The sequence below is a fragment of the Flavobacterium silvaticum genome, assembly GCF_012911565.1.
Lineage (GTDB): Bacteria > Bacteroidota > Bacteroidia > Flavobacteriales > Flavobacteriaceae > Flavobacterium > Flavobacterium silvaticum.
Window position 1 is genome coordinate 63,556 of record NZ_JAAMPU010000108.1, and the last position, 13,520, is coordinate 77,075.

12 protein-coding genes are annotated in these 13,520 nt (G+C 43.8%); 8 read left to right on the forward strand and 4 right to left on the reverse strand.

All coding sequences use genetic code 11. The features are described 5' to 3' along the window. Positions 1-15: 15 nt before the first annotated feature. From G6047_RS14445 to G6047_RS14460, 4 genes are all read right to left on the reverse strand, one after another. Positions 16-633 (reverse strand): 2TM domain-containing protein, encoded by a 618-nt coding sequence (locus G6047_RS14445; RefSeq protein ID WP_169528342.1) that lies wholly within the window; start codon positions 631-633, stop codon positions 16-18. Position 634: 1 nt separating this feature from the next. Continuing rightward, positions 635-1,999 (reverse strand): 2TM domain-containing protein, encoded by a 1,365-nt coding sequence (locus tag G6047_RS14450; RefSeq protein ID WP_235946567.1) that lies wholly within the window; start codon positions 1,997-1,999, stop codon positions 635-637. 15 nt (positions 2,000-2,014) lie between these two features. Continuing rightward, on the reverse strand, positions 2,015-2,638 hold the full coding sequence (locus G6047_RS14455) for a hypothetical protein (RefSeq protein ID WP_169528343.1): 624 nt from the start codon (positions 2,636-2,638) through the stop codon (positions 2,015-2,017). Between the two features lie 155 nt (positions 2,639-2,793). Continuing rightward, the gene (locus G6047_RS14460) at positions 2,794-4,950 is read right to left on the reverse strand and encodes a TonB-dependent receptor (RefSeq protein ID WP_169528344.1); all 2,157 of its coding nucleotides are present in this window, start codon (positions 4,948-4,950) and stop codon (positions 2,794-2,796) included. Positions 4,951-5,084: 134 nt separating this feature from the next. Between G6047_RS14460 and G6047_RS14465 the strand changes: the two genes are divergently transcribed. The 8 genes from G6047_RS14465 to G6047_RS14500 all read left to right on the forward strand — a co-directional run bounded on the left by G6047_RS14465 (position 5,085) and on the right by G6047_RS14500 (position 13,516). Further along, positions 5,085-6,251 (forward strand): hypothetical protein, encoded by a 1,167-nt coding sequence (locus G6047_RS14465; protein WP_169528345.1) that lies wholly within the window; start codon positions 5,085-5,087, stop codon positions 6,249-6,251. Between the two features lie 127 nt (positions 6,252-6,378). Continuing rightward, on the forward strand, positions 6,379-6,762 hold the full coding sequence (locus G6047_RS14470) for a hypothetical protein (RefSeq protein ID WP_169528346.1): 384 nt from the start codon (positions 6,379-6,381) through the stop codon (positions 6,760-6,762). 120 nt (positions 6,763-6,882) lie between these two features. Continuing rightward, the gene (locus tag G6047_RS14475) at positions 6,883-7,413 is read left to right on the forward strand and encodes an IS1096 element passenger TnpR family protein (protein ID WP_169528347.1); all 531 of its coding nucleotides are present in this window, start codon (positions 6,883-6,885) and stop codon (positions 7,411-7,413) included. A gap of 142 nt (positions 7,414-7,555) precedes the next feature. Then, complete coding sequence (locus tag G6047_RS14480) at positions 7,556-8,614, forward strand: nucleoid-associated protein (protein WP_169528348.1); 1,059 nt, start codon at positions 7,556-7,558, stop codon at positions 8,612-8,614. Positions 8,615-8,791: 177 nt separating this feature from the next. Then, entirely contained in the window at positions 8,792-9,364 is a 573-nt protein-coding gene (locus tag G6047_RS14485) for a hypothetical protein (protein WP_169528349.1), read from the forward strand. Positions 9,365-9,494: 130 nt separating this feature from the next. After that, the gene (locus G6047_RS14490; protein ID WP_169528350.1) at positions 9,495-10,397 is read left to right on the forward strand and encodes an ABC transporter ATP-binding protein; all 903 of its coding nucleotides are present in this window, start codon (positions 9,495-9,497) and stop codon (positions 10,395-10,397) included. Beyond that, entirely contained in the window at positions 10,394-11,227 is an 834-nt protein-coding gene (locus G6047_RS14495; protein ID WP_169528351.1) for an ABC transporter permease, read from the forward strand. Before G6047_RS14490 ends, G6047_RS14495 begins: the two co-directional genes overlap by 4 nt. A 15-nt stretch (positions 11,228-11,242) precedes the next feature. Next, positions 11,243-13,516, forward strand: a complete 2,274-nt coding sequence (locus tag G6047_RS14500; protein WP_169528352.1) for a T9SS type B sorting domain-containing protein — start codon at positions 11,243-11,245, stop codon at positions 13,514-13,516. Positions 13,517-13,520: the final 4 nt, after the last annotated feature.

A 13,520-nucleotide genomic window follows, 5' to 3' on the forward strand; every position in this document is an offset into this window, starting at 1 on the left:
TAGCTCTTTGGCAGATTATTCCCAGGTTTCGGGCTTATCCCTATCATTCATGAACTTCCTGATTTTGCGTTCTTCCCAATCAGGCCCGAACAAAACCGCCGTGCCGTAAGTATTCATGGCGTGTATTGCCAATCCGATTCCCCAAAAGAACGCCAGCGAGAAATTACCGAATGTAAAGAAAGCTTCTCCGTCGTCGAGCCTGAAATATTTGGAAGCCAGGTTGAAACCGTTTATAATCAGGTAAATGCCGAGATGCTTATAGAATCCGGCTAATGCCTGAACCCTTTTGCGGGCACGCGCAAACTGAGCCGTTTCCGTAATGGATTGATAAGACGATTTGGTATCATAAGCCCCATTGTAATCTGACCCCATGAACTGTTTCATCTTGCGCTGCTCCCAGTCAGGACGAATGTATCCGAAAACCTGCAGGCCGTGGAAAAGCAAGCCGCAGCCCCATCCGATCATCGAGAACGGAAACCAGTAAAAATCCGGCACTGTGAGCACATTGATGAGTATCAATATCGGGATTACGATGCAATATGCTGTCAAATGGATATAAAACCCACGTATTTCGCGTACTTTTTTTCTCGCCTCACGCAGCTGGCGGTTCGTTTCTATTCCTTCTGTACTCATTTCAGTTCCAGTTTTGATTTTTTTGTTGATTCATGATTTTACGGATCTTGCGCTCTTCCCAGTCACGACCCATGAACGGAACCAGGTTAAAGACTTTGATGGCATGAAAAAGAACACCTAGGCCCCAACCGGCGAGCGGCCAGAAAAACCAAAGGTATTGTGGCGAGGTCATGAAATTCAAGACGGCCAGGCCGGTGTTCATAACCAGGTAAGACCCTAGGTTTCCGTAAAATGATTTGAGGTCCTCAACCCGTTTCTGAGCCATCAGATAACGTTCTGATTGATTGTTTTCTATAATAGTTTCCATATGCACTCTATGTGTTAAAAGCGGTAATTTAACCGTGAAATATCCGTTTGAATTGTCAATGACGACTCGTTTCTTAGTCAGCAGCGCATATCTGTCGATGATGTTTCTCAAGCCCACACCTGCACTTTCATTCAGGGATTGCTTGGGCTGAAGCCCGTTTTGCACGACCAGCATGCCGCCTTCCTGAAAAATCCGGATCGACAACGGTTTATCTGAATTGACGACATTGTGTTTAATGGTGTTTTCCAAAAGCAACTGGAGCGACAACGGAACGATCTTGAGATTCTCATCTTCCATACCTGAACCAAGCTCGAAAACCAGCCCGCTTTCAAACCTCATCTGCAATAACTGAATGTATGAATTGGCGAACGAAAGCTCTTCCGACAACGGAACCAAATCTTTATCTTTTTGTTCAAGTACATATCTATAAACTTTTGAAAGAGAAATGGTAAACTTTCTGGCTTGTTCCGGATTTTCTTCAATTAAAGAGGTAAGTACATTCAAGCTGTTGAACAAGAAATGCGGATCGATCTGATTCTTGAGGCTTTCAAAACGAGCCGATGCCGTGCCCGCGATTATCTTCTGCTCATTGACGCGGTTCTCCTGATAAGCGCGATAGAATCCGACCGAATACAGCGACAGCGTGATTATGAACGTCATCACGGTAGCGAACATGTAGTTGCCTGCCGATTCTTCTGTGATGAACTGATTCACATCGATTCCTTTGAGGACAACATCTTCAAAAAACCGCAACCCGAAAATCACCGTAAGCGAAATAAGGAACGAACCGGCAAAACCCAACCCTACTCTTTTGACCGAAAACCTGTTGCCTTCAAATTTCTTATCGAGCAGACAAAAGTACCAGGCATTGGCAAAATAGAGCGCGAACGTATACAGTGTGGTGTAGAGAAAAATTGCCCCCAGCCTTGCCGCGGTATAGTCGCGATAACCGAACACATAATTGTAAGTCAGCAAAATGCAGAATATCCCGACACTCAACAGCAGCAACCTGGGAACGACCCGGAAACTCAGCTTCATTGCACTTAAATTATCCTGCATGACTCCTTGTTTTTTTTATTGCTTACAGTCCTTCAATGTTTCAATGGCTCGATCCAAGCCCCATTTTGGATGGAATGGCGTTTCCGGCTTGAACTTGCCGAACAAATCTATCGAACGCTTGACTTCGGCACACATGGGAGCCGTATCTGACCCGAAATATTTGGCGCCCCCCATTTCATATTCGGCTTTTCCGAAAACGGCACGCGGGTTTGTCGGATCGGCTTTTTGGGCTTTATCATATAAATCCGTAACCTGGGCCGAATATTTCATGGCGTATGTCATCGGGTCGAAGGCAACCCAGCCGGTGTAGATAAGTGCCTGCAGCACCAAAAGTTCCGAATTCAAAGGTTGTTTGTCGAATTCGATGTCGAGTGCTTTCTGGGCTTTATCGAGCAAGGCGGAAACCTGGGCGCGGTCTTTTGTCTTGAATGAAGCTGTCGTGTTGACCAATGCCACGTAGTAATTCGGGAGCCAGTTGTTCTTTTCGGCGGCTGCGATGCGTTCGAACATGGCCGATGCTTCGGAATCTTTTCCCTGCCCCCAAAGCTCAAAGGCTTTTTTCATGCCTTCTTCATATTTGCTTTGAGCCTGCATAGAAAAGGCGATAAAAAACGTAAAAATGTAAAGTACTGATTTCATGAGATTGATTTTTATGCTGATTATTGATTCAAAAGTATTGGTGTTATTGGAGATTGGAAAGTAAATGAGGATGAGTTGCCGGATTTTGGTGACGAATCGGGATATTAATAAGCAATCATTCATCTTTCATCATTCATCATTCGTCATTCGTCTTCCTACAAATTATTCAACTGATTGCTCTTCTTATCGCTGCTGATAGTCCAGAAAAAGCCAATGAAGAAAAACCGGTCGGCCGTCGGTGTAATCTCACGCCCCTGATAGATTCCGTTGGCATCCGGACGTCGGGAATATTCATATCCAAAGACATTCTGCGTTCCGAGGACATTCGACATTGAAAAATACAAAATCTTCTGCTGACTCAACAGATACGCCCAGCTCAGGCTAAGACTATTGTACATTTTGGTCTTGCTTTCAAGATAACCCGGAAGATTCGGATTTTCATACGGACGCCCGCTGCTTGTCGAATTCGTAAGGCTGATTTGTGAACGCCATTTCTCGACCCAGTATTTCGTGACGACAGATAGCGTATGGTCTGAAACAAATGACGGCGTGGCTTCTACGGGAAAATTGCGATATAACCTTTTGGTATCGATATACGAATACGAAACCCAGTATTCGAGGTTGCGGATGCTTCTGCCGTCTCTCCAGAACAAATCGATTCCTTTGGCATATCCGAATCCATCGTTTGAATAGAACGAATCGTAACTGGCGGTCTGGGAATCGTAACGAACCAGGTCGCGGTATTTTTTGTAATAGAATTCGGCTCGTAATGTTTGCTTGTCACGTGTATACTGATAGTTTAAGATATAATGCGTGGCGTGTTCGTTATCAAACTGATGGAATTTTGAAAACTTGAGATAACCCTGATTCGGCGACTGGGAAAATTCCCCATATGCGAATGAAAACTGTCCGCGTTTTGGAATTTTATACGCGAGTGCGATGCGGGGAGAAATACTGCCTTCATCGAGCAAATCATTTTGCGATGCCCTGACACCAGCTTTAAGGGCGAGGTTCTTTGAAAAGAAAATATCGGCTTCGGCATAACCTGCTGCGATTCCGGATTTATAATCGGTTCCCAAAACAAGGCCGCGTTCGAATTGATAGGTTTCGTTGAAATGGGTCAGGAAATAATCACCTCCCATGGAAAGTTTGAACCTGTCGCTGAATTTCTTTTGGACACGGGCTTTGAAGTGAGCGGCATTTTCCTCGTTTTCGACTCTGTCCGACTCAATTCTGATGTCATTCTTAGCCAATCCGTAACCAAAGCCCGTGAAAAAATCCCAGTTACTTCCCAGATTTGCCCTGTAAGAAGTATTAACGTACAGGTTGTTGTTTTTAAGATTGATACGTGTCGGACGGACGGCGCCGATACTGTCCTGATTAATATCGAAGTGAGAAGCATCAAAAGCCGCATAGAGTTTCAACAGGCCATTTTCAAATTTACGCCGATACACCACTTCTCCCGAACCTGACTGATACGGACGGTTCCAATCTACGTTTTGTGGGATCAATGCCTGATATGGCGCCAGATCGATATAAGCCACGTTGGCACTCACGGAACTTTTCTCCCACTTTTTGGTATGCCCCACACCCAACCCGACGGTCATAAAGGAAAGATCGGTCTTGTCCTGATCCGGTTCGTCCTGTGTATTGAGCAACAAAACACTTGACAAGGCTTCACTGTATTCCGCCGAATATCCTCCGGTAGAAAAAGCGATTCCACTAAAAAGAAAAGGAGAAAAACGGCCACGCGTTGGCAAATTATTCGTGGTGGCATTATAAGGCTGTGCGACACGCAATCCATCGACGAAAGTCTGGGTTTCATCTGCTTCGCCCCCTCTGACGAACAAACGTCCGTCCTCGCCTACATTCTGCGTTCCGGGTAACGTTTGTAATGCGGCAATGATATTTCCAGCGGAACCTGCCGTGGTGACGATATCCAAAGGTTTCAACACCGAATTCCTCGCTTTGTCACCTGCTTCAAGGCTTCCGGCATTGATTACGACCGCATCGAGCGTATTGACACTTTCGCGCAGTTTTACCGTTATGGGCTGAACATTGCCCAAGTCGATACTGATTTGCTGGGTTTCATAACTGAGAAAACTGACAGTCAGTGTCTTTACGCCTGTTTCAGACGTTGTAAAATTGAAAGTTCCGTCTTCGGCAGAAGTCGCGCCATCGTAACTTCCTTCAATGAAAATATTGGCCCCGGGAATTGGATTTCCTTTTGCGTCTGTAATGGTTCCGCCGACGTTGACCTGTGCCACAAGGCTCGCTGAGAGAATAAGAAACAGCAGCGTAAAAATTTTCATGGTTGGTTTATTTTGATGCGAATTTGCAAAATATCTGGTAAGTCGGACAATTAAAACTGGCTGAATTGTCGAAATATGAAGACCAATCGCATAGCCGAATAAATCTTTATATTTGGCGACCTAACTAATACAAAATGAAACATTTTTTATTGCTTACAGTGCTCATAGGCTTTTCTTGCTATGGACAGATAGCTTTTGAACCTGGTTATTACATCAATAATCAAAATCAGAAAGTTGAGGGTTGGATAAAGAATTCAGATTGGCTCAACAATCCGGAATCAATCGAATTCAAATCATCAGAAACAGCCCAATCAACAACTATAGACAAAAGCGAGATCCAGGAATTTTCTGTAGGCGAAGTTCATCGCTACAAAAGATTCTACGTCAAGGTAGACACGTCCGCTACGAACAGCAACGACCTAACCGTTAGCCCCGCGCCGGAATGGCGTGAAGAAAGTGCATTGCTTAAGGCACTAGCGACAGGTAAGTCAGCGCTTTATTACTATCGTGACCACGGACTTACACGATATTTTTTTAGCAAAGAACCACACGACCACGCAGAACAACTCGTGTACAAGGAATATAAAGGCAACGGACAGCAGGTATTCCAGAACAATGCCTATAAGCAACAATTGCTGCAGTTGTTCCTGGCCGATGGGCTTACAGTTCCTGAAATTAACGCTGTCGATTATCAGGACAATCAACTTATCGCGCTCTTCGTCCGTTACGGTGCGGTAGAATTAAAAGAGAAGAAAGAAGCAGGCAAATCTGGCAATCCGTTACACCTCAATGTTTCAGTAGGAGCCTCGTTTTTTGGTAACGATTTTCACGATGGCTCAAGAGAACGCAATGTTTCGGCCTCAGGCACTTCCTTTTTGCCTCAGCTCGAAATGGAATATGTATTCAATTTCAACCGTCATAAGTGGAGCATGTTTGTCGGTGCCGGATATCAGGATGCCAAAGTTCAGGATAATGGAAATCTATTTGAATATTCTTTTGTTCCTATACCGGTCGGCGTCCGCCACAGCATGTTCGTGGGCAAAGAATCCAAAATTACGATTGAAGCTGGTTTCAGCCTGAATATTGCATTGGACTCGAAGCTGAGTTATGTATACTCTCAGTATTCGTCGCCTCAATTCGATATTTCTAACTCAACCGGTGTTTTCATAGGAGGTGGTTTTACATGGAAAAGCTTTTCGCTTGGTGTCAGATACAACCTGAAACGCGACATCCTTAATTACAATTCTCAATCGTCAAAGTTCTCTGCCACCGATGTTTTTTTTAAATACCGGCTATTTTAGCCATCAGCTTAGGGTTTTGAACGATTGCCTTTTTATATAGTGGATTACTGTTGAAACGTTTTTTCATTCCAATTAAAAACATTAACCCACTTCTTACTATATTTGAAACTAAAACTATTCACAAACTATGAAACACCTAAAATTCATAGCCGCTTTGACATTCTTTCTGGCGGTTACTGCAGTTAATGCACAGCAAAAAACTACGAATTGGCCGCAATTGAAATCGGTACAGGATGTTGCTGCCCGAATCAATATGAATATTGAGACCAACAACAAGACTCCTTTCTACTTTGCAGAAACACTTGCCAACAGCTCGGCAAAGCTTTCCCAAAGTAACATCCCGAAAGAGTATGCATCAAACGATATCAAGAAAAATGTTGCTGATCTGGTAACAAAAACTGAAAAGTTAAGCGCCGATTCCAAAGGCAAAACTTCGTTGGAACAACTAAAAGCCCAGTTTGAGGAAATCAAAACCCTCATTGCCAAAATAGCGACTCCAGCCAAAAAATAACAGCTGATTCAGTCTGTAAACAAAAGCCCGTTAATAGCGGGCTTCTTTATTTTTTGTTGATTACTTTTTAGTGCGGCTTTATGAAATAACTTTACCTTTGCCTTCCTAATTTATCAGCAAATGGTTTACAAATTCAGGGCGATATTGGATGCAGAAGAAGACATTTTCCGCGATATCGCCATAAGAGACGAAGACACACTTGAAGACCTTCATAACGTATTGGTCAATGCCTTTGGTTTTGACGGATCAGAAATGGCTTCCTTTTACACCTGTGACGAGAACTGGAACCAGGAAGATGAAATTCCGTTGTTCGATACAGGCGACGTTGCCGGCGAGCAAATGGTTATGGCAGATTATCAACTTGTCGCAACCCTGGACGAAGCATCTACCAAAATCATTTACGTTTATGATTTCCTCAATATGTGGACGTTCCTTGTCGAGCTTGCTTCGATAGAAGAAGAACAACCCGGAGCCACCTATCCGGAACTGCTTTTTTCTCATGGGGAAATGCCTGCATCGGCACCAGATAAAGAATTCGAAGCCGATAACGATATGGATTTTGATGAAGACGAACTTGATGAAGACGACCTGGATGAATTCGGCGACCACGGGAATTTTGAGGACTATGGGTTTGAGGAGAATTGGAACTGATTCAATTAACAGCTAAACAAGTAATTATTAATGATTTGACATTAATTAATTCTTCCTCAGATAGCCTTTTGCCTCAATAAGTTTCGACGTTTTTACCTGTCCTACAAATTATTCATTGTTAATTATTCATTGTTAATTCAACATGATCAACCTCTACAACACCCAAATCGAATCCCTTTCCCTTCACCGCGTGGGCAACAAAAGCCGTAACGAAGGTGTATTCCTTTCTGAAAAACCAACAACTGTAAGCGACGAACTCATGCCGCTTATCAAGGAATTTTTCTTTAAGCCGTTCCGTGAGAAAGAAGAGAACTATTATCGGTTCGCCCACGAAGTCGATTTGGAATACAACGATATGTACAAGCTCGCGACCGAGATTTTCACGAATCCGGATTCAGCTCCCGAAGTATCAAAGAAAATCACCCAGTTGCTGTACGACCAATCGAACCATCCGCACATCAAAAACGGGGAAGTTTATGTGACTTATCTCACACACCTGACCATTGACAATAATCCGGTCGATGCCATCGGAATCTTCAAAAGCGAAGTCCAGAGCGACTTTTTGCAGTTCGAGGAAAAAGGCACGACGCTCGAAATGTTATTGCAGCACGGCATCAGCCTGAACCGTCTCGACAAAGGCTGTCTTATCTTCAATTATAAAAAAGAAGAAGGTTATAAGATTTTATCTGTCGACAGTAATCGATACGATGCGCGTTACTGGCTCGAACATTTCCTGTCTGTCGATGCTTTTGAAGACGAAAACTTCATGACCAAAAAATATCTCAAATTCTGCCAGGGCTTTGCCAAAGATGTGGTTTTTCCAGCCGAAGACAAGAAAGAGGAAGTTATGTTCATGAACCGTTCGGTCAACTATTTCGCAAAGAACGATGAATTCGAAGAGACCAATTTCCTCAATGAAGTCCTCGACAATCCGGAACTTATACCTGAATTCAAGAATTACAAGGTTGACAAAGGCGCCAAATATTCTATAGAAGACGTCACGAACTTTCCAATCGCAAACGCAGCCGTAACAGATGCCAGAAAAGGAATCAAGAACGTCATCAACCTCGACACAAACATCCAGATAAAACTCGATTTCATTAATCCGGAAAGCGCCGAGAAATTCGTCGAAAAAGGCTGGGACGAGGAAAAGCAGATGTATTATTATTTGGTGTATTTTAACAAGGAGCAGAAGTCGTAACAGAGGCGAGAAGCAAGAAGCAAGAAGCAAGAGGCAAGAAACCGGAGCAAAAAAAACTCTTGGTGTCTTGCCTCTTGCTTCTTGCAGCGCAGCGGTCTTGCTTCTCGCCTCTCGCCTCTTCGCGCAACCATTTCCAACAAATCTTATCTCGTTACCAGAACCAATAAATTTCCCGTTATGAAAATGAGATTGCTATTCCTTTTATTTCCAGTCGTGTTCTTATCAGCCTGCACTGACAACGACGACAACCAACCCCTTACCGACACAACCGACAAAGTTCTTTTACTCCGTGTCGATTATCTTACAAACAACTTCGAAGCTGGCGAGGAACTCAGTTTTGAAGGGCCACAAACCACTTTTACCGTTTCAAATGAATATGTATCACCGGGGGATTTCGGGTATCTCAAATTGTCTTATGACGAAAAAGAAGCTTTATTATTCCATGGTGAAATTATCTGGAACGGAACCGGTTCATTGATATTCCCTCAAAATTTCACAGATGCAAGTGAATTCGAATATGTACTGACCGAAGATTATATTACTCCGGCTTCCGGGTTTGAAAACGTATTCAATTCAAACAACGAACCTTTCAACTCCGACGCTATCTGGAGTCATGTACAGGGATTGCGAATCGTTCGGGATTATCTCAACGCCAATCCAACGGCAACCGTAAAATTCTTTCTGTACACACCAAGTGTCGGTTTCGGTAACCCGGCCGATTGGGATTGGTATTTTATCCTTAAAAACTAGGTTATTGATTTTTGGTTATTAATTCGGGGAAGCGCCTTGCTGAATGTGAGGCGCTTTTTTTTAGTACCTTCATCGAGTAACAAAAAACCATGGGCTTCGTCACACAGCCGGAACCAAAACCAGACATTCTTTGGAAACAATACTCTCCATTAAAAACCTGCACAAAAAATACAAATATGTGCATGCCGTGAACAACGTGTCTTTCGACATACAAAAAGGAAATGTTTACGGAATCCTGGGGCCAAATGGCTCTGGAAAATCAACAACTCTTGGCATTGTGCTCAATGTAGTCAATAAAACATCGGGCGATTTTGAATGGTTTTCGGGAAAACTCACTACTTCCGAAGCGCTCAAAAAAGTAGGCGCCATCATTGAAAGGCCAAATTTCTATCCGTACATGACCGCCGTCCAGAATCTGCAACTGGTATGCAAGATCAAGGGAATAGGGTTTGAAAAGGTCGATGAAAAACTCGCTCTTGTTGGGTTGCTTGAAAGAAAAGACAGCCACTTCCGGACATTTTCCCTTGGAATGAAACAGCGTCTGGCGATTGCCTCTGCCCTTCTTAACGATCCTGAAATACTGATTCTTGACGAACCTACCAACGGTCTCGATCCCCAGGGAATTCACCAGATTCGCGATATCATAAAAGTTATAGCCGCAAAAGGAACTACAATTTTACTCGCTTCGCATTTACTCGATGAAGTAGAAAAAGTCTGTTCACACGTGGTTGTTTTGCAAAAGGGAATTATACTGTATTCGGGCAGGGTCGACGCCATGTCATCTGGAGAAGGGTTTCTGGAAATAGATTCAGCCGATCGCAAAGCACTCAAAAGTGCGCTTTCTGATCATCCCGGAATTGGGAATATCACAGAAGAAGACGGAAAGATTACGGCAGTTCTTACCCAAGCTGTCGGAGCATCTGACATCAACCGCTATCTTTTTGAAAAAGGCATCACCGTGAGCCATCTGGTAAAACGCAAAACCAGCCTTGAAGAACAATTCCTGAACCTTACCGAAAAATCAAAGAAATGAAACGACTGATATCTATAGAACTCCAAAAATTGTGGCAAAGTCGCGCCAGTCGTGTACTCATCATCATTTATTTTTCCCTGCTCTTCTTTATGGCATTGCTTGGTGCCATCAATATTGACTTTGGGAACATCAAACTCGGTGTAAAAGACCTGGGGATTCTCAATTTCCCGATAATCTGGCATATTACTGCCTATCTCGCCTCGTGGTTCAAGCTTTTCCTGGCCATTGTCATAATATCCATGATTGCAAACGAATATTCTTATGGAACTTTAAAACAAAACCTTATTGACGGCCTGACCAAAAAAGAATTCATCGCTTCAAAAGGCTTTACGGTATTATTGCTTTCAGGTACTTCTACACTTTTCGTTTTTGTGATAACCCTTGTTTTGGGATATTCGTTTTCTTCATTTACCGAAACCTCGATTGTCTTTTCGCGAATGGAATATCTTCCCGCTTATTTTCTAAAACTCGCCGGATTCTATTCGATATGCCTATTCGCCGGAATCCTTGTCAAAAGATCGGCTTTTGCTTTGGGTGCCATTTTCGTTTGGTGGATAATCGAAAAGCTGATGACCCTGGCCCTATGGTTCATTTTCCACAGCGGCGATAAGATAGACGCATTTTCCCGATTCTTTCCGTTGGAATCCATGTCTAATCTCATAGATGAACCCTTCACTAAAATAGGTATCGTTCGCTCTGCAGGTCAGGCTATGGGAGTTCCGAAATTTGCAGATCCGGGTGTCAGTTTCCTTAGCATGTTCATTGTTTTATGCTGGATAGTTATTTTTGTGTTAAGTTCATACCGACTACTTCAGAAACGTGATTTGTAAGTATCTTTGCCGGCCATGCGCCTGCAGAGAATTTCCATTGTTTTCATACTGATACTGAGCTCAATCAGCCTCAGTGCCCAATACATTTCCGTCCAGGAGAACTATACGGTTCCGGAACTTGTAAACGACATTCTCATTGACAATCCATGTGCATCTGCCTCTAACGTGGTTGGAGGCGGCTGGACATTTACCTCCGGAAGCAGCTTTGGCGCTTTCCAGGATAACGGCAGCGGATTTCCTTTTGCCAACGGCGTTGTCCTTACTACCGGACGTGCGGCCGCAGCTCCAGGCCCGAATGACAGCCTTTTGAGTGACGGCCCGACCAACTGGATCGGAGATAACGATCTGGAAAATGCGCTTGGTGTCAGCAATACCATAAATGCCACGGTTCTTGAATTCGACTTTTTGCCGCTGGCGAATAAGTTCAGTTTTGATTATATCTTTTCATCGGAACAATACCTGACGAACCCATCTCCAAATCAATGTAATTATACAGATGGATTTGCCTTCCTGCTCAAAAAAGCGAACACGTCCGACCCGTATCAAAACCTCGCACTTGTCCCAAATACAACGACTCCGGTACTTGTAAATACGGTTCGTGGGCCGGGAACAATTTGTCCTGAGGCAAATCCGCAATGGTTCGATGCCTTCAATGGTTCAAACCATCAGACCAATTATAACGGACAAACGAAAATCATGACGGCTGGCGCATCCGTCGTCCCAAATGAGCTCTATCATATCAAAATCGTGATTGCCGATCAGGGAAATAACCTGTATGATTCCGCTTTGTTCCTAGGCGGCGGAAGCTTCAAAGTGACCAAAGACCTTGGCCCCGACCGGTTAATCGCAACCGGAAATCCATTGTGTCCGAACGCCACACTTTTGCTCGACGCGACTGAAACAGGAGCTACTTCCTATCAATGGTTTAAAAATGACGTAGCGCTTCCGTTTGAGACATCGGCTACTTATACCGTAACATCCGCCGGAAATTATTCTGTTGAAATCGGGCTCAATACAAGTTGTAATGAAACGGGTGAAATTGAAGTCGAATATGGTTCCGGGCCTGCGATCAACAATGCTTCGCTGGTGCAATGTGATGCAGATTTTGACGGAATCGGAGTTTTTGACCTGACATCGGCTGCAGGGCAAATTCTTTCCGTCCCGACAAATGTCGTAAATATGGTATTCTTTACCACTTATGCCGATGCGGTAAGCGGTGTCAATGAAGAAATCCAGAATCCTACGGCCTTTAGCAGCGCTCCAACCACGGTTTATGTGCGAGCTACCGACGATAACGGCTGCGTAGGTGTTTCCGAATTGGCATTATCTCTCGCCTCTGTTCCAACAACGCCGGTTTCTTATTCCAAATGTGACACTGATTTCCAGGACGGGATTTCAAATTTCATCCTTTCTTCAGAAATTACGCCTTTGCTGACGTTTCCCTCTTCGGCGACAGTCACCTATTATTCTTCAGTTGCTGATGCCGATTCGAACCTAAACCCACTTGCCGATTCTTTTACCAATTCAGTCCCGGATCAGCAGCAGATTTTTGCTAAAATCACCAATGGCGTGGATTGTGGCGGAATCATCCCGATTGAACTGGAAGTCCGTTCCATCGACCCGGATATTCTGGAAACAGATACCTTATCCATCTGCAACAATCAACCTGCGACACTTTCCGTTGACGGGACTTTTGACTCTTATTTGTGGCCTGATACTTCCACAGGCAATCAACTCGTGGTTTCGACATCTGGAAATTACAATGTTCAGGTTACGACTCTCGGTTGTACTTACACCAAAAATTTTGTGGTGAACCAACCTCAAAATCCGGTTTACGTGACTTCTGATGTCGTCGAATTTTCTGGCTTTGACAATCAACTGACAATTATTTTTGATGGGACAGGCGATTATTCGTTTTCTATCGACGGAACGACTTTCCAGCAAAATCCAACATTTACAGGTTTGGCTGCCGGAGAATATACCGTTTACATCAGGGAAAATGAATGCGGAAATCTTTTTGGACCGTATGCCGTAACCATTCTGGATTATCCTCGTTTTTTTACCCCGAATGCTGACGGATACAACGATGTGTGGAAAATCAAAAACCTTGAAGCCGGAAGCACCGTAACTATTTTTGACCGTTATGGTAAAATGGTGAAGCAAATTTCAGGCACATCATACTGGGACGGAACCTATCTTGGCAAGCCTTTACCTTCCACAGATTACTGGTTTGTACTTGACCGGATTGGGAAACCTGCGTTAAAAGCGCACTTTTCACTAAAACGATAGCGTT

What these genes read in the sequence shown, in the direction of transcription:
- G6047_RS14480 (WP_169528348.1), top strand. Translation starts at nt 7,556, where the DNA reads ATGATCAACCTCTACAACACCCAAATCGAATCCCTTTCCCTTCACCGC.
- G6047_RS14465 (WP_169528345.1), top strand. Translation starts at nt 5,085, where the DNA reads ATGAAACATTTTTTATTGCTTACAGTGCTCATAGGCTTTTCTTGCTAT.
- G6047_RS14485 (WP_169528349.1), top strand. Translation starts at nt 8,792, where the DNA reads ATGAAAATGAGATTGCTATTCCTTTTATTTCCAGTCGTGTTCTTATCA.
- G6047_RS14495 (WP_169528351.1), top strand. Translation starts at nt 10,394, where the DNA reads ATGAAACGACTGATATCTATAGAACTCCAAAAATTGTGGCAAAGTCGC.
- G6047_RS14455 (WP_169528343.1), bottom strand. Translation starts at nt 2,638, where the DNA reads ATGAAATCAGTACTTTACATTTTTACGTTTTTTATCGCCTTTTCTATG.
- G6047_RS14445 (WP_169528342.1), bottom strand. Translation starts at nt 633, where the DNA reads ATGAGTACAGAAGGAATAGAAACGAACCGCCAGCTGCGTGAGGCGAGA.
- G6047_RS14470 (WP_169528346.1), top strand. Translation starts at nt 6,379, where the DNA reads ATGAAACACCTAAAATTCATAGCCGCTTTGACATTCTTTCTGGCGGTT.
- G6047_RS14475 (WP_169528347.1), top strand. Translation starts at nt 6,883, where the DNA reads ATGGTTTACAAATTCAGGGCGATATTGGATGCAGAAGAAGACATTTTC.
- G6047_RS14460 (WP_169528344.1), bottom strand. Translation starts at nt 4,950, where the DNA reads ATGAAAATTTTTACGCTGCTGTTTCTTATTCTCTCAGCGAGCCTTGTG.
- G6047_RS14500 (WP_169528352.1), top strand. Translation starts at nt 11,243, where the DNA reads ATGCGCCTGCAGAGAATTTCCATTGTTTTCATACTGATACTGAGCTCA.
- G6047_RS14450 (WP_235946567.1), bottom strand. Translation starts at nt 1,999, where the DNA reads ATGCAGGATAATTTAAGTGCAATGAAGCTGAGTTTCCGGGTCGTTCCC.